The sequence below is a fragment of the Symbiobacterium ostreiconchae genome (assembly GCF_055396975.1).
Genome location: NZ_AP042454.1, coordinates 2,071,253 through 2,086,695 on the forward strand (window position 1 = coordinate 2,071,253; position 15,443 = coordinate 2,086,695).

Annotated in this window: 16 protein-coding genes; 8 read left to right on the forward strand and 8 right to left on the reverse strand. The window is 69.4% G+C overall.

Features of this window, described 5'->3' with window-relative positions:
* Nucleotides 1-3: 3 nt before the first annotated feature.
* Nucleotides 4-567, reverse strand: coding sequence for a GTP cyclohydrolase I FolE (gene folE, locus ACZ5UM_RS10010; protein ID WP_464848338.1), 564 nt, complete (start codon nucleotides 565-567; stop codon nucleotides 4-6).
* 242 nt (nucleotides 568-809) lie between these two features.
* Here folE and ACZ5UM_RS10015 point away from each other — a divergent pair, with 242 nt between their 5' ends.
* The gene (locus ACZ5UM_RS10015) at nucleotides 810-1,241 is read left to right on the forward strand and encodes a DUF2203 family protein (protein WP_464843875.1); all 432 of its coding nucleotides are present in this window, start codon (nucleotides 810-812) and stop codon (nucleotides 1,239-1,241) included.
* 47 nt (nucleotides 1,242-1,288) lie between these two features.
* Here ACZ5UM_RS10015 and ACZ5UM_RS10020 read toward each other — a convergent pair whose 3' ends face one another.
* The 4 genes from ACZ5UM_RS10020 to ACZ5UM_RS10035 form a co-directional block, all read right to left on the reverse strand.
* Nucleotides 1,289-2,575 (reverse strand): (Fe-S)-binding protein, encoded by a 1,287-nt coding sequence (locus tag ACZ5UM_RS10020; RefSeq protein WP_464843876.1) that lies wholly within the window; start codon nucleotides 2,573-2,575, stop codon nucleotides 1,289-1,291.
* Entirely contained in the window at nucleotides 2,572-3,984 is a 1,413-nt protein-coding gene (locus tag ACZ5UM_RS10025; RefSeq protein ID WP_464843877.1) for an FAD-binding oxidoreductase, read from the reverse strand. The genes ACZ5UM_RS10020 and ACZ5UM_RS10025 overlap by 4 nt, the downstream gene beginning before the upstream one ends.
* A 152-nt stretch (nucleotides 3,985-4,136) precedes the next feature.
* Nucleotides 4,137-4,475, reverse strand: a complete 339-nt coding sequence (locus ACZ5UM_RS10030) for a hypothetical protein (RefSeq protein ID WP_464843878.1) — start codon at nucleotides 4,473-4,475, stop codon at nucleotides 4,137-4,139.
* Nucleotides 4,476-4,595: 120 nt separating this feature from the next.
* Nucleotides 4,596-5,450 (reverse strand): DUF2268 domain-containing putative Zn-dependent protease, encoded by an 855-nt coding sequence (locus ACZ5UM_RS10035; protein WP_464843879.1) that lies wholly within the window; start codon nucleotides 5,448-5,450, stop codon nucleotides 4,596-4,598.
* Between the two features lie 167 nt (nucleotides 5,451-5,617).
* On the opposite strand from ACZ5UM_RS10035, the gene modA reads away from it, so the two are divergent.
* Genes modA through ACZ5UM_RS10050 form a run of 3 tightly spaced genes read left to right on the forward strand, consistent with a single transcriptional unit; the run spans nucleotide 5,618 to nucleotide 8,212 of the window.
* The gene (modA, locus tag ACZ5UM_RS10040; protein WP_464843880.1) at nucleotides 5,618-6,451 is read left to right on the forward strand and encodes a molybdate ABC transporter substrate-binding protein; all 834 of its coding nucleotides are present in this window, start codon (nucleotides 5,618-5,620) and stop codon (nucleotides 6,449-6,451) included.
* Nucleotides 6,451-7,131 (forward strand): molybdate ABC transporter permease subunit, encoded by a 681-nt coding sequence (gene modB / locus ACZ5UM_RS10045; protein ID WP_464848339.1) that lies wholly within the window; start codon nucleotides 6,451-6,453, stop codon nucleotides 7,129-7,131. The genes modA and modB overlap by 1 nt, the downstream gene beginning before the upstream one ends.
* A gap of 1 nt (nucleotide 7,132) precedes the next feature.
* Nucleotides 7,133-8,212: an ABC transporter ATP-binding protein gene (locus tag ACZ5UM_RS10050; protein ID WP_464843881.1), complete on the forward strand. Its 1,080-nt coding sequence runs from the start codon at nucleotides 7,133-7,135 to the stop codon at nucleotides 8,210-8,212.
* Nucleotides 8,213-8,350: 138 nt separating this feature from the next.
* Here ACZ5UM_RS10050 and ACZ5UM_RS10055 read toward each other — a convergent pair whose 3' ends face one another.
* A complete protein-coding gene (locus ACZ5UM_RS10055; RefSeq protein ID WP_464843882.1) occupies nucleotides 8,351-8,530 on the reverse strand; it encodes a hypothetical protein in 180 nt (59 codons plus the stop codon).
* A gap of 200 nt (nucleotides 8,531-8,730) precedes the next feature.
* On the opposite strand from ACZ5UM_RS10055, the gene ACZ5UM_RS10060 reads away from it, so the two are divergent.
* The 3 genes from ACZ5UM_RS10060 (at nucleotide 8,731) to ACZ5UM_RS10070 (ending at nucleotide 11,634) form a co-directional block, all read left to right on the forward strand.
* Nucleotides 8,731-9,918 (forward strand): trans-sulfuration enzyme family protein, encoded by a 1,188-nt coding sequence (locus ACZ5UM_RS10060; protein WP_464843883.1) that lies wholly within the window; start codon nucleotides 8,731-8,733, stop codon nucleotides 9,916-9,918.
* A 66-nt stretch (nucleotides 9,919-9,984) separates the two neighbouring features.
* Nucleotides 9,985-11,088: a cation diffusion facilitator family transporter gene (locus ACZ5UM_RS10065; RefSeq protein WP_464843884.1), complete on the forward strand. Its 1,104-nt coding sequence runs from the start codon at nucleotides 9,985-9,987 to the stop codon at nucleotides 11,086-11,088.
* Nucleotides 11,089-11,139: 51 nt separating this feature from the next.
* Nucleotides 11,140-11,634 carry a YajQ family cyclic di-GMP-binding protein gene (locus tag ACZ5UM_RS10070; protein ID WP_464843885.1) on the forward strand — a complete coding sequence of 165 codons (495 nt, stop codon included), beginning with the start codon at nucleotides 11,140-11,142 and terminating at the stop codon, nucleotides 11,632-11,634.
* A gap of 52 nt (nucleotides 11,635-11,686) precedes the next feature.
* Here ACZ5UM_RS10070 and ACZ5UM_RS10075 read toward each other — a convergent pair whose 3' ends face one another.
* Complete coding sequence (locus tag ACZ5UM_RS10075) at nucleotides 11,687-13,768, reverse strand: bifunctional metallophosphatase/5'-nucleotidase (protein WP_464843886.1); 2,082 nt, start codon at nucleotides 13,766-13,768, stop codon at nucleotides 11,687-11,689.
* A gap of 213 nt (nucleotides 13,769-13,981) precedes the next feature.
* Here ACZ5UM_RS10075 and ACZ5UM_RS10080 point away from each other — a divergent pair, with 213 nt between their 5' ends.
* Nucleotides 13,982-14,557, forward strand: coding sequence for a 3-hydroxyacyl-CoA dehydrogenase family protein (locus ACZ5UM_RS10080; RefSeq protein ID WP_464843887.1), 576 nt, complete (start codon nucleotides 13,982-13,984; stop codon nucleotides 14,555-14,557).
* Between the two features lie 108 nt (nucleotides 14,558-14,665).
* Here ACZ5UM_RS10080 and ACZ5UM_RS10085 read toward each other — a convergent pair whose 3' ends face one another.
* Nucleotides 14,666-15,394 carry a YebC/PmpR family DNA-binding transcriptional regulator gene (locus ACZ5UM_RS10085; protein WP_464843888.1) on the reverse strand — a complete coding sequence of 243 codons (729 nt, stop codon included), beginning with the start codon at nucleotides 15,392-15,394 and terminating at the stop codon, nucleotides 14,666-14,668.
* Nucleotides 15,395-15,443: the final 49 nt, after the last annotated feature.

The window sequence follows — 15,443 nt, forward strand, 5'->3', positions numbered from 1 at the left end:
TTCTCACTTCGAGCCCCGGATGAGCGACATCGCCTCGGCCCGGGTGGCCTCGCTGGTCTGGAAGACGCCCCGCACCGCGGAGGTGACCGTGGTGCTCCCGGGCTTGCGCACGCCCCGCATCGTCATGCACATGTGCTCGGCCTCCACCACGACCAGGACGCCCTGCGGGTTCAGCCGCTCCATCAGGAGGTCGGCGATCTGCGAGGTCAGCCGCTCCTGCAGCTGGGGCCGCCGGGAGAAGTCCTCCACCACGCGGGCCAGCTTGGAGAGCCCGACCACGCGCCCGCTGCGGGGGATGTAGGCGACGTGCGCCTTGCCGAAGAAGGGCAGCAGGTGGTGCTCGCACATCGACTGGAAGGAGATATCCCGAACGATGACCATCTCTTCATGGTCCTCGTTGAAGATCGCCGAAAGCCGCTCAGCCGGGTCCCGGTGGAGCCCGGCGAAGACCTCCTCGTAGAAATCAGCCACTCGCCGCGGCGTCTCCAGCAGTCCCTCGCGGTCAGGGTCCTCGCCCACCGCTTCCAGGATCATCCGGACCGCCTGCTGAATCTTTTCCTTGTCCACGGACACCCGTGGTCACCGCCTTTCCGTGTCACGACTTCGCCGCCTGCTGGGGCGCGATCGGGGCGGACCCCAGGGGCCCACCTCTTCTTTGGACGGACCGTCCGCCCGGACTGGTACTGTCTACTTGGAAGGTTTGACACCGGAAGGGACCAGCCATATCAAGTGTTTGACTTCTTCCCTTCGAACTCCGTATAATGCGCGTAAACAGAGTGCGCGAGCGCCGAGGGAAGGTGGGGATGGGTATGGGAAACCGCTACTTTACGCCGGCTGAAGTGAACCGTCTCATTCCCGAGCTGGAGCGCATCATCGCGTACCTCAGGCGCCTGGATGCCGAGATCCAGGAAAAGGACTGGCGGCTGAGGCAGCGGAAGGTGGAAGCCCGGCGGCGGGACGACCAGGTGGACACCTACACCTTCCTGAAGGAGGAGGCGGAGCTCGACTTCCTACGGATCCTCTCCCAGGGTCAGTGTGACCGGATCCGTGAGCTGGGCGGCGAGCTCAAGGGCGGCTACCTCGTAGATTTCCCGGCCATCATCGACGGGCAGGAGGTGCTGCTCTGCTGGCGGCCGGGCGAGCCCGAGGTGCGCTGGTACCACGGCCTGCACGAGGGCATGATGGGGCGCAAGCCGCTTCCCGAAGTACTGGAGGAACCCCCGGCAGAGCCGGAGGAATAGGAAAGGGCGGTTTCGCCATGGCTGGCGGAACCGCCCTTTCGGATCGCTTACGGCTTCCCGCCGGCAGATTCGGCCTTGCGCACGGCCTCGGCGACCACGTCGGCGATGTGGCGCACCTGTACCTTGTCCGAAAGGCCGGCGCGCGCGATGCCCTCCAGCATCTCCAGGTGGCACGGGGTGTTGGCCACCACCAGGGTCGAGGCGCCAGTTCCGGCGACCTTCTCCGTCTTGTCGTCCAGAATCTGGTCGGAGAGCAGGGCCTGGGTGATCATGTAGGTGCCCGCGGCGCCGCAGCAGCGGTCGGCCTCCGGCAGTTCGACGAACCGGGCGCCGGGCATGGACTTCAGCAGGTTGCGGGGCGGGGCGGCCACCTTCTGCACGTTGCGCAGGTGGCAGGAGTCCTGGTAGGTGTAGGTGCCCGTCATGTCGCCCATCGGGACCGGACCCAGCTGTTCCACCAGCTCGGAGAAGTCGCGGCACCGGGAGGAGAAGGCCCGGGCGCGTTCGGCCCACTCCGGGTCGTCGGCCAGCAGCTTGTCGTACTCCCGCAGCGCCGCGCCGCAGCCGCCGGCCGTGCCCACGATGAAGTCGGCGCCGCTTCTCTCGAAGGCGGCGATGTTCCGCTTGGCCTGCTCCACGGCCATCGCGTGCTCGCCCGCGTGGCTGTGCACCGCGCCGCAGCAGCCCTGGCCCTTCGGCACGACGATCTCGCAGCCCAGGCGGGTCAGCACGTCGATCGCGTTCTGGTTGGTCTCGAAGAAGACGATGTCCGACAGGCAGCCGAGGAAGAAGGCGACCCGGTAGCGGCGGTTGCCGGCGGCGGGGTACACAGGCCTGCGCGCCGCCCGCCTGGCCGGGGAGGCCACGGGCGGAATGGCCCGTTCCATGTCGGCCATGCCCTTGCCGCCGATCTTCTCCACCAGGTTCAGGGCGTGGGCCAGGCTGCGGAGGCCCAGCTTCTGATAGAGCCACAGCGCCCAGGCGGAGAACTTGATGCCGCCGGGCGTCCCCAGCAGGTAGCGGTAGGCCCAGCGCACGATGCCGGGCAGGGGCCGGACCTCGGCCAGCTGCGCGCGCCCCTGCTCCAGGATCGCGCCGTAAGAGACGCCGGCCGGGCAGGCGGGCTCGCAGGCGCGGCACCCGAGGCAGGCGTCCAGCGGGTCGGCGATGTCCAGGATGTCCAGCTTCTCCTCCATGACCGCGCGCATCAGCGCGATGCGGCCGCGCGGGCTGGCCGACTCCACCTGCTTGTACCGGTAGGTGGGGCAGGCGGGCAGGCAGAACCCGCAGCGCATGCAGTTGAGGACCATGTCCTCGGAGATATAGGCCTTCACTGGCGGACCACCACCCGCTTGCGGGTCTCGCCGGCGAACATCTTGCCCGGGTTCAGGATGCCCAGCGGGTCGAAGGCCTTCTTGATGTTCTTCATGAGGTCGATGCCCACCGGGCCGACCTTCCACTCGAGGTACGGCGACTTGGCCTCGCCCACGCCGTGCTCGCCGGTGATGGTGCCGCCCAGCTCCAGCGCGGCCGCGAAGATCTCCGCAAAGGCCTGCTCGACCCGCTCGATCTCCTCCTTGTTCCGCTCGTCGGTCATGCAGGTCGGATGGAGGTTGCCGTCGCCGGCGTGGCCGAAGGTGCAGATGTCGAGCTGGTACTTCTGCGCGATGCGCTGGATCTCGGCCACCATGGGGGCGAGCTTGCTCCGGGGCACCGTTGCGTCCTCCAGGATGGTGGTGGGCCTGCGCCGGGCCAGAGCCGAGAGCGCCCAGCGGCGGGCCTGCATGAGCCGGTCCTGCTCGGCGGGGTCGCTGGCGTGCTCCACGCGCGTCGCGCCCTCCTCCCGGCAGATCTCGGCGATGCGGGCGATATCGTTGTCGCACACGGAGGCGGGGCCATCCTGCTGGATGAGCAGCAGCGCCGCCGCGTCGGTGGGAAGGCCCAGGTGGACGTAATCTTCCACGGCGCGGATGGTGCCGTTGTCCATAAACTCCAGGGTACAGGGGATGATGCGCGCGGCGATGATGCGGCTGACCGCGCGGGCGGCCGCCTCCACCTCGGGGAAGATGGCCAGGGCCGTGCGCTTGGTCTCGGGCATCGGCAACAGCTTCAGGGTGACCTCGGTCACGATGCAGAGCGTGCCCTCCGAGCCGCAGATCAGCTTGATCAGGTCGTAGCCGGCCACGTCCTTCACGTTCTTGCCGCCGGCGCGGAAGATGCGGCCGTCGGCCGTGACGGCCTCAATCCCCATGACGTAGTCCTTGGTGACGCCGTACTTCAGGCCCCGCAGCCCGCCGGCAGATTCCATGACGTTGCCGCCCAGGGTGGAGGAGGTCATGGAGCCGGGATCGGGCGGGTAGAAGAGCCCGACCGCCTCCACGGCCCTGTGCAGGTCCGCCGTGATGACGCCGGCCTGCGCGGTGGCCGTCAGGTTCTCCTGGTCGATCTCGAGGATCTTGTTCATGCGGTTGAGGGACATGACGATGCCGCCGCCTGCGGGCACGGTGCCCGCGGCGAGGTTGGTGCCGGCGCCCCGGGTATGTACAGGGATGCGGTGCGCATGGGCGACCCGCATGACCGCGGCGACCTCCTCGGTGGTCGCGGGCAGGACCACCACGTCGGGGAGCCGCTGGTAGAGCGGCGTGGCGTCGTAGGAGTAGGCCATGAGGTCGGCCTTGCTGGTGAGGCACCAGGGTTCGCCCACCGCTGCCTTGAGGGCGGCGAGAACTTCTGGACTCAGCACGGTTTCGCCTTCCTTTCCTGGAGGAGTCTGAGGTGGAGCTGGCGACAATGGTCTGATGGTCGGGCCACCTACCCGCTATCATACAGCATGACAGGGGTTCTTGTCTCCAAAAAAGAACGGCGAGGAGCGTGCGACTCCTCGTCGCGGGTGGGCTATTCCGCCTGTCCCAGGGACTTCTTCGCCAGGTAGGCCGCCATCATGCGGTCGTAGGTCGCCTGGCTGTAGGGGAAGGAGACGACGGTCATGAGCACGACGTCGCCCTCGGCGCGGTGCAGGTGCACCGTGTCGCACTGGGACCCGTCGGCCAGGTCCTCCAGAAACGCTTCCATCACGGCGGTTGCCGCTTCCTCGGTAAAGGGCTTCTCCAGCCCCATTTCCTGGCAGATCCGCTTGTAGCGCTCCTCAGGCAGCTTCAGATCGAGGTACTGCTGGATGTACACCCGCGGCTTCCCCCGATCGGTTGTGGCGCCCTTCCAACGATCACCGGCCACGGAGAAGGCCCCCCTTTCACCTCCCCAGTATAGCGGCCTGCCGGACCCATCTCAACCCGGGATTCGCCGGCCTTCGGTCCCGAGCCCCCGGGCGCACGCCCTCCGCGGTGCGGATCGGGATCACTGCAGGCGGCGCAGGATCTCTGCCGAGGGCAGGCAGAGCAGCTCGGGCATCGCCGCTTTGCCGTACCGCTCCAGATAGCGCCGGCAGAGGGAGTAGCCCACCCAGTATCCGCTGATCGGCGCGGTGGCGGCGAAGTAGCGGGCAAAGGCGGCCAGCCCCCCGGTGTTGAACTCCCGGGCGGCCGCGGCGACCGCCTCGCTGTCGTGTGCCCGGTGCCAGGCCAGGCGGGCCGGGTCCAGGAACGTCGCCAGGGTCTCCCGGCCCAGCAGGAGATCCGTGAACAGCAGGGCGGTCCCTTCCAGCATCACCATGTCCAGCAGGGTGAGGTCCTGGGGCGAAACGGGCAGGCCGAGGGCCTCCATCCGGACGACGTGCGCGGCCTCATGCGGGATCATCTCCTCCACCTCGTCCGGGTGGTACCAGAACTTCGGGCCCGCCGGCGGGGCGGGCGAGAAGCGCTCCAGTCCCAGCGCAATGGCCGGCCGGCCCTCTACCGCGATCGTCGCGGCCGGGGCGGCGAAAAACAGCGTCGCCAGGAAGACGCGCGGCAGCGGTCCGGGCAGCCGCGGCCCCAGCGCGGTCATGATCGACCGCACCCGCTCTTCCATGCGGTAGCCGGGGGCCGGACGCAGCGCCTGCCGGAGCGCCGGCGCCTGACCGGCGAGGATGCCGGGAAGTCCCCCCTGTCCCAGCAGCAGCGGGCCGTACGTGTCTGCCAAGCCGTCGAAGTAGGCGCGGTGGGGGAGGTAGGCCATGTGGTAGAAAGCCGGCCACAGAGGTGAGCCCAGCTCGGCTGCCTCCAGGCTGAGCAGGACATCGCGGTAGACGGGCGTGATGTGCACGAGGACCACCTCGGGTCAGCCTATGCGGGCGGAGGGCCGCGTGGCTCCGGCGGAACGGTGCCGGGGGGCTCGGGCGCCGGCTCTAGCCGGGTACTGGCACGCTCGTGACGTGTCCGGAGGGGCTCGTTGTGGTATCGTGACAGCAGAGACTTCGCGGCGAAAGGAAGAGACGCGGCATGCTGCCACGCGGAAGCCGACGCTGGCTCTCCATCCTCCTGATCCTGCTCGCCCTGGCCGCGGGCTGTGCACCGCGGGGACCGGCCGGGGGCGGTCCCGCGGACGGCAGATCTGGCTCGGGCCCCGGCGCCCCGGGAGGCGCGCCCCGCACCCTCACCGTCGCCGCGGCCTCGGACCTGTACCACGCCTTTGCGGAGATCGGGCAGCTTTATGCGGAGCGGACAGGGGTGGAGGTGACGTTCACCTTCGGGGCCAGCGGCAACCTGGCCAGCCAGATCGAGAACGGCGCCCCCGTCGACCTGTTTGCCGCAGCCGATGTGAGCTACGTTGACCAGCTGATCGAGGCCGGGGCGCTCATTCCCGAGACCCGCCGGGTCTACGCCCTCGGCCACCTGGTGCTGGCTGCGAGCACCCGGGCGGGAACGGAGGCTGACGAGCTGACCGACCTGCTGGACCCGGCGGTCGGATACATCGCCATCGCCAACCCGAACCACGCCCCGTACGGCCGCGCGGCCCGGGAGGCGCTGGAGAGCGCCGGGCTGTGGGAAGCGCTCCAGCCCAAGCTTGTGCTGGCCGAGAACGCCCGGCAGGCTCTGCAGTACGTCCAGACCGGCAACGCCGACGCCGGCCTGGTGCCGCACTCGCTGGCCGGCGTGCCCGAGATCACCTGCGTCCCGGTGGACCCGTCGCTGCATTCGCCGCTGGAGCAGGCCCTGGCCGTGGTGGCCGGAAGCCCGCTGGCGGATGAGGCGCGCCGTTTCGCAGACCTGGTCACGGGTCCTGAGGGCCGGGCGGTGCTGGAGCGTTACGGATTCGGACTTCCGGCGGAGTGATGACCTTGGCGGACTGGAGCGCCATCGACTGGTTCCCGGTGATCCTCTCGCTGCGGGTGGCCGTCCTGGCCACCCTGCTTGCCGCGCTTCCGGGGGTACCCCTGGCTTACGGACTGGCCCGCCGGCGCCTGCCGCTGCCGGGGCTGCTTTCGGCCCTCACCACGCTGCCGCTGGTCCTGCCGCCCACGGTGCTGGGCTACTACCTGCTCTTGCTCATCGGCCGGCAGAGCCCCCTGGGCCGGCTGCTGGAGGGGTGGGGCATCAGCCTGGTCTTCACCTGGCAGGCCGCGGTGCTGGCAGCCGCCATCGTGTCGTTCCCGCTGGTCGTGCGCTCGGCCCAGGCGGCGTTCGAGGCGGTGGACCCGGCCCTGGAAGCGGCTGCACGGACGCTGGGCCGGTCGGAGGCGGCCATCTTCTTTACAGTGACCGTGCCGCTGGCGTGGCGGGGCATTCTGGCCGGGGCGGTGCTGGCCTTCGCCCGCGCCATGGGCGAGTTTGGCGCGACGCTGATGGTCGCGGGCAACATCCCCGGCCGGACCCAGACCCTTTCGGTCGCGATCTACGATGCGGTGCAGGCCGGCCAGTACTCGCTGGCCAACCAGCTGGTGCTCCTGATCAGCCTGGTGAGCGTCGGGGTCCTGGCATTGCTGGCGCGCATCGGGGACGGGGGGAGGCGGTGACATGCTGACCTGCCAGATCGAGAAGCGCATCGGGGGTTTCCACCTTCAGGTGGATCTGCACGCCGGGCCGTATATCACCGCTCTGTTCGGTCCTTCGGGCTCCGGGAAGAGCCTGACCCTGCAGGCGGTCGCCGGGCTCATCCGCCCGGACCGGGGCGTTATCCGGCTCAGCGGCAGGACGCTGTTCGACGCCGCAGCGGGCATCCACCTGCCGCCGCAGGCCCGCCGGGTGGGCTACGTGCCGCAGCAGTACGCCCTCTTCCCGCACATGACGGTGCTGCAGAACGTCGCCTACGGGCTGCACCGGCTGCCCCGGGGCGAGCGGCTGGAGCGTGCCGCCTCTGCCGTCGCCCGGGTCGGGCTGAAAGGCCTCGAGGGGCGGCGCCCGGGTGAACTCTCAGGGGGGCAGCAGCAGCGGGTCGCCCTCGCCCGGGCGCTGGTCACCCGCCCGGAGGTGCTGCTTCTGGACGAGCCGTTCGCCGCGCTGGACGACGCGACGCGGCGGACGCTGTACGGTCAGCTCCTCGCCCTGCTGGCCGAGCTGCAGATCCCGACCCTGCTGGTCACGCATCAGCTTCAGGAGGCGTACGCCCTCAGCCGGTGCATCGCGGTGTACGAGGCCGGCCGGGTGGTGCAGGCCGGACCGCGGGAGCAGGTCTTCCAATCGCCCGCGACCCTGGGCGCCGCCGTTCAGATGGGCTTCCTCAACCGGCTCGAGGGGGTGGTGGCCGCAGCCGGCCCGTCCGCGACCCAGGTCCGCATCGGCGCCCACGAACTGGAGGCCCCGGCCGCGGACGTGTCTCCGGGTCAGCGGGTTATCTGTGCGATCCGCCCGGAGCACGTCATGCTGGTGAGGAAGGACCGGCCGCTTCGCAGGCCGGGGGGCAACGTGCTGGCGGGGGAGATCGTGGCCGAGATCGATTACGGCGGCGATGTGTTGCTGCTGTTCCGGTCAGACCCGCCGGGGGTGGAACTGCAGGTGAGGCTGCCGGGTTACGTGTACGAGCGGCTGAACCTGACGGAGGAGAAGCGCTGGGAAGTGGTCCTGCGGAAGGGGTACCTGCGGGTTTTTCCCGGATAAGTGCGCGTTGGCAGGATCCCGCGGCCCGCCGGCTCCGCCGGTGACGCGTGGTCTGCGGGTCAGCGCCGGTGAAGGCCTGGCGCCGACGCCTCACACCGCAGCGACGGAGGGGGCCTGCGCCCCCTCCACGCGGCCTACCTATTGGGATGTCTCGCCCGGGTGGTTGGAGTAGTGATGCTGGGTGATCGGGACCGTGCGGCGGACTTTGGTCATCCGCAGGTTCCCTTCCACCTTCTCCACCTCCGCCGGGTTGTACCGCTGCCGGGTCTCCCACTCGTCGATCTGCTTCCGGACCTCAGGTGGCAGAACTTCGGACATGCCTGGCACCTCCCAATCAGAGTGAGGCCGTGCATTAGCATGCCCGAAACGGCGGGATGGGCGCATCCCCCCGCACCGTCGCTTGCACCGGGACGGCGGACGGCCGCCGGGGTGGGGGATGCGGCGCCGCGCAGGAACGTTCGGTGGAGTTGTCGAAAATACTTACATCCTCGATTTTCCGGGATGAGGAGCGAGCAGCCATGCACAGATCTGCCCCGGTTCCGAGCCGCCGTATGGACACCCTGGCCGCACATGCGGGCGACGACCCGTTCAGCTTCATGGGCGCCGCATCGCCGCCCATCTTCGAGACCTCGACATTCGTGTTTCCGTCCGTCGCCGACGCCATCGCGGCGTTTGCAGATGAGCAGGAGCACTACGTCTATACGCGGCGGCGGAACCCCACCGTGCGGGTGGTGGAGGAGAAGCTGGCGGCCATGGAAGGCGCGGAGGCCTGCCGGCTCTTCGGTTCGGGCATGGCGGCGATCTCCGCCGCGATCCTGTCCTCTGTGCAGGCCGGCGACCACGTGGTCTGCGTGGATACGGCCTACGGTCCGGCGAAGGCGTTCATCACCGGATACCTCAGCCGCTTCGGCGTGTCGGCCACGCTGGTGGACGGGCGCGATCCCGCCGAATGGGAGGCCGCTGTGCGGCCCAACACCCGCCTGTTCTACCTGGAGTCGCCATCGTCCAACATGATGAAGCTCCAGGACCTCGCCGCCGTGACGGCGGTGGCCCGCCGGCACGGGATCGTCACCATCATCGACAACTCCTACGCCACCATGCTGCTGCAGCGCCCGCTGGAACTGGGCGTCGACCTTGTGGTCTACTCGGGCAGCAAGTACTTCGGCGGCCATTCGGACGTGCTGGCCGGGGCCATCCTCGGTTCGGCGGAGCGGCTGCGCCGCATCGGCGAAACCGAGTATCCGCTGCTCGGCGGCATCATCGGCCCCTTCGAGGCCTGGCTGATCGGCCGCGGGCTGCGCACGCTGCCGGTGCGCATGCGGCAGCACCAGGTCAACGCCGCCAAAGTGGCGGAGTTTCTGGCCGGCCACCCCCGGGTCGCCCGGATCCACTATCCCGGCCACCCGTCTCACCCGCAGTACGAGCTCGCGCTCCGGCAGATGCGGGGGGCGTCGGGCCTGCTCTCCTTCGAGCTGGACACCCGGGACCTGCAGCAGGCGTCGCGCTTCGTGGACGCCCTGCGCTTCTTCAAGTTAGGCGTCTCCTGGGGCGGATATGAGTCGCTGGTCTTCCTGCCGGTCATCGGCGCGATGCACAAGGCGCCCGAAGCTCAGTGGCCCAGCCCGGGCCTTGTGCGCATCCATGTGGGTCTGGAGGACGTCGCCGACCTCATCGCGGATCTGGATCAGGCCCTCCGGGCGATGTAAAACGCAACCCTGGCCGGGCCCCCGCTCTTCCGCCGGCGCATACTAAGGCGGAAGGGAGGGGGCCCTTTGGCGTCCAGCATTTCGGGGGACAGACGGCGACAGCTGATCAACCGGGCGGGGTGGCTCACGATCGCGGTCAACCTCAGCCTCACCGTGGCCCGGGGGATCGCCGGGTTCCTGGCCGGTTCCGCGGCGGTCCTGGCCGATGCGGCCAACTCGGGCACCGACATCCTGGCCACGCTGGTGGTGCTGGGCGGCAGCCGCATCGCCGCCCTGCCTCCCGACCGGAACCATCCGTATGGCCACGAGAAGGCGGAGCCGGTGGCGGCCAAGCTGGTAGGCATGATCGTGATCTTCGCGGGGCTGGCCACCGGAGCCGGCGCGCTGCAGGCCCTGCGGGCGGGGGGAGAGCCGGTCGGCCTCCTCGCCGCTGTCGTCACCGGGATCTCCATCGCGGCCAAGGAGGTCCTTGCCCGCTACCTGACCCGGCTGGGACGGCGGCTGGGCAGCCAGGCGGTGCTCGCGGACGCCGCCAACCAGCGCACCGACGTGCTGGCCTCCGTGGCGGCCCTGGCCGGTGCGCTGGGGGGCCGGTTCGGGCTACCCCTGCTCGACCCCCTGATGGGCCTGCTGGTCTCGGGCCTGATCCTGCGCATGGGCATCGGTCTTTACTGGGACGCGGTACACGACCTGATGGACCGGGCGCCGGACCCGGCGACGATGGCCGCCATGCGGCAGGCGGCCCTGCGCGTGCCCGGCGTGGAGAGGGTGGGAGAGCTGAAGGCCCGGGTGTTCGGCCCCGGGATCTACGCGGAGTGCAAGGTGAGCGTGGACGGCGGGCTGACCGTCGCCGAGGGGCACCGGATCGGCAAGCGGGTGAAGGCGGCCATCATGCGGGCCGTGCCCGGATGCAGGGACGTCCTGGTGCACGTGAACCCGTATCCCGGTCTGGAGGAGGAACCGGAAGCACAGGATGACGGCCGGACCCGCCCGCCCGGCGGCCCGGAGGCGGCGCAGGGCGACGGGTGGCAGCGGTCGTCCGGCGGCCCGGAGGCGGTGCAGGGCGACCGGTGGCGGCAGCCGACCCGCGGCCCGGAGGCGGCGCAGAGCGACGGGTGGCAGTACCTGCCCGGCGATGCGCAGGGAGAAGACGCACGTCCCCACGCCTGAACGGATGTGGTAACATACAAGGCAATCTATGGTCTCACGAGGTGTTCTTCTGTGGCTGACTATTCGTTTGATGTCGTGTCCAAGGTCAACATGGCGGAGGTGGTCAACGCCGTGGACCAGACCCAGCGGGAGATGAAGACGCGCTACGACTTCCGGGGGTCGAAGTCCACGGTCGACCTGGACGAGAAGAAGGGTCAGATCACCATCCTGGCTGACGACGAGATGAAGCTGAGGGCCGTCCTCGACATCCTGCAGACCCGGCTGGTCCGGCGCGGGGTGGGGCTCCGGGCCCTGGAGTACGGCCGGGTGGAGGACGCGGCGGGGGGCATGCTGCGCCAGGTGATCACGCTCCGTCAGGGCATCCCGCAGGACAAGGCGAAGCAGATGACCGCCGCCATCCGCGCGACCAAGCTGAAGGTGAAGGCCGAGATCCGCGGCGACGAAATCCGGGTCTCGGGCCCCAAGAAGGACGACCTGCAGGCGGTGATCCAGCTCCTGCGGTCGCAGGACTTCGGGCTGGAGCTGCAATTCGTCAACTACCGGTAAACGGAAGGGGCTGTCACGGCAGTTGCCGTGACAGCCCCGCAGTTCGTACTGCTTACTCCGGCGGCAGCCGCAGGTCCTCGGGCATGTTGAGGACTTCCATGCGGTTCTGCAGCTCGTAGGTCAGCGGCTCGTCGGCGGCCAGGGCCTTGAAGTAGTCGACCAGGGCGTCCAGCAGGACGATGCCGAGATCGATCTGCTTGTCGGTCAGTTCCGCCAGGATGGCGAGGCCGTCGCCGCCCGACGCCATGAAGTTGTTCACGACCACCTTGTAGGTGGCATCCGGGTCGACCGGCGTGCCGTCAGCCAAGTTGATCTCCAGCACCCGCTCGCCTTCGGGCTTGCTGTAGTCCCACTTGAAGGTGATGCCGGAGACCTGCAGCGGCCGGGGACCGCCCTGGTTGAGCAGCCGCTTCACGTAGCCCTCCAGCCCCTGCTCCAGCAGGACCTTCAGCTCGCTGCCCTTCATGTCGACCAGGACCAGGGTGTTGCCGAACGGGCTGGTGGTGTACAAGTCGCCCCAGGTGACCAGGCCTTCCTCGTTCGGGGTGAGGTGCGCCCGGATGCCGCCGCCGTTGTGGACGGCGATCTGCGCCCCCGGCGCGCCGGCCAGCATGGCGTCGGTGATGAAGTCGCCGAGCACGCTCTCGCCGGACTGCTCATAGGTGCGGGTGAGCTGGTGCGCCAGCTTGCCGACCGGCCGGGCCTTGATCGGCTCGATCTCGGCGGCCCACTTGGCGACCAGGTCCGCGGCCCACGGGGTCGGCGCCAGCGCCTCGTGCGGATTCCACACGTCGACGGCCGCCCGGATCACCTGCTTGTCGGCCCGGTTGATGTACAGGTCGATGCGGGCAAGGCCCGTGCTGTGCGGACCGGACTGCACGGCCGGCACGGTGTTGCCGTTCGCGTCCAGGACGAACCCGGCGGCCTGCTCATGGGAGTGGCCACCCGTGATCGCGTCCACCCGCTCCGTCACGCGGGCCATCCACTCCGCGACCTCGCCCTCGACCTCGAGGGGCTCGTCGCCCTGGTCGGCCGCACCGTGGGCCACGACGACCACCAGGTCCGCGCCCGCCTCACGCAGGGCCTTCGCCTCGGCGTCGATCACCGGGGCCGGATCGGCGAACTCCAGCCCCTCCACGTTGGCAGCCAGCACGATGCCCTTGGTCTCCGGGGTGGTGATGCCGATGAAGCCGATCTTGTAGCCGGCCACCTCCAGCGTGGTGCTGGGCACCAGCCACTCAGGCCGCTCCTGCGTGCCCTCGAAGAAGATGTTGGCGGAGATCACCGGATGCTCGGCCTGCTGCAGCAGACCCTGCAGCGTCGGCTGGCTCCAGTCGAACTCGTGGTTGCCCAGGGTGGCGATGGTCACGCCGACCTTGTTCCGCCACTCCTGCACCGAGGCGCCGTCCACCAGGTTGGAGATGGGGGTGCCCTGGAAGGTGTCGCCGCCGTCGATCAGCACGGTGTTGGGGTTCTTCAGCAGCTGGCCGGCGATGGCGGTGGTGAAGCGCGCTGCGCCCATCTCGGCGCCGTTGGGCTCCAGACGGCCGTGGAAGTCGCTGTACACCAGCAGGCTGATCTTGTCGGTGCCCTCGGGCAGGATCTCCGGCACGGCCAGGCTGATCAGCTTGGCGGCCTCGCCGAGGGTGATCGGCGCGTCGAGGTCCAGTTCGCCCGTGTCGCGGCCCAGCACGACGCCGCGCAGAAGCAGGAACGCGAGCGCCTCGCGCGTCTCCTCATCGGCCACAGCCGCATCCGCGTAGCCGTCCAGCACACGCAGGTCCGCCCCGTCCAGCTGGTCGCCGGCCACGGCCTGGGCCAGCATCCGCATGGCCTCGCCCCGGGTGAGCGGACCCTCAGCGTCGTCGGTCAGGGAGGCGCCTGCCCGCTCCAGCAGCGCGCGGAAGGCCGGCGCGGCCAGGGGGGCGTTCAGGTCGATTTCAGCTGCATCCTCTTCGATGATACCGTTGGCCATCAGTTCGCAGGCATAGGGGGCTGCCCAGTGGTCCCCGAGGTCGCAGTCGGTGACCCCGGCACGGACGACCGGAGCGGCGTGCGCGCCGGCCGGCAGCGCGAGAACCGAGACCATTAACGCTACGATTCCCGATGAGAGGAGCCGCATCAATCGGTTCATGGTCTGCCTCCTTCTGCAGCGCCCGAAGGCGCGCGTGTTTTGGCAATGAACTGGATACCACAAGAAACTTCTGGACTCCTGCACGTGGGTTCCGCACCTGCCACAAACGGGTCCTTTGTGTGAGGACGGTGGGCATAACCTGTACTTTGGTGCATACCTGTGTTTTGTGTATGGGTTGAAGGCGGACAAAGGCCGAGAAGGGGGCGGGGGACGATGATGGAGCGGATCACGGTGGTCGGCGGCACCCCGGCGGGGGTGGAGATCGCCGCGCTGATGGCCCGGGCGGGGTACGCCACCTGTCTGTATGAGCCCGACCCGGCGGGCCTGGCGGAGTCCGGTCGCCGGGTGCAGGACCGGCTGAACGCGCTGGAGTGCGACGGCGGCGGGGCGGCTGCCGTGGCGCAGCTGGCCCGGGTGCGGGTGCGGCTGGAAGCCGTACTGGACGTGGCCGTGGCCGACGCCGACCTGGTCATCGAGGCTTCGCCGGCCGACCTGCCGGCGAAGCGGGAGCTGTTTGCCAGGCTGGACAGCCTCGCCCCAGCGCACGCAATCCTGGCCACCTGCTCGCCCACCATCTCCTCCGCCTATCTGGCGGCGGCCACCAGCCGGCCCGACCGGGTGATCAGCCTGGGCTTCTTCAGTCCCCCCCTGGCCCCGCCGGCGGTGGCCGTGCTGCAGGAGCCCCACGTGGCGCCCGAGGTGGTGGCGGCGCTGGCCGAGGTGGTGTGGCGCACGGGCCGGGAGCCGCTGCTGCTCCGGCGGGGGCGAGAGCCGGAAGGCGCGTCGTGAGCTCCGGCGCGGGCGCAGACCGGACAGCGCATCGTGCGTCCCGGCGCCGCCGCGGGCCGTGCACAAGCGGAACGGCGGCGCCCCGCTGTCTGCGGGGTCGCCGCCGCACTACCCTTCGCTGATTTCTGCGTTTGTATACACGTTCTGCACGTCGTCGTGGTCTTCCAGTAGCTCCAGGAGGCGGAGGAGCTGGTCGGCCGCCTCACCCGTCACGTTGACCGTCGTGGTGGGCACCATGGCGATCTCGCCCTTCTCCACCGGGACTCCCGCGGCTTCCAGCTCTTTCAGCACCTGGTTGAGCGACTCGGGAGGCGTGTAGATCTCGTAGGCCTCCTCCGTGGTGACCAGGTCGTCTGCCCCGGCGTCCAGGGCGATCATCATCAGGTCGTCCTCGCCGATCTGCGTTTCGGAGCGGTCGATCTCGATGACGCCCCGCTTTCGGAACATCCAGCCGACGCAGCCGGTCTCACCGAGCGACCCGCCGTGCTTGGAGAAGATGTGGCGCACCTCGCCCGCGGTGCGGTTCCGGTTGTCGGTCACGATGTTCATCATGATGGCGACGCCGCCGGGGCCGTAGCCCTCGTACACGATCTCCTCCAGCCGCTCCGCGCTGTCCAGGCCGGCCCCCCGGGCGATGGCCCGCTGGATGTTCTCGTTGGGCATGTTCGCCTTGCGCGCGGCGGCCAGCGCCGCTTTGAGCAGGAAGTTGCTCTCCGGATCCGGCCCTCCCTCTCTGGCGGCTTTCATGATGTCCTTCGTGATGCGGGAGAAGGTTGCCCCTCGCTGCTGGTCCAGTTTCGCTTTCGAACGCTTGATATTCTCCCACTTTCGGCCCAAGGGTGAAACCCCCTCCGACAAGATTCGCGTTGAACATTGTAGCACGCAG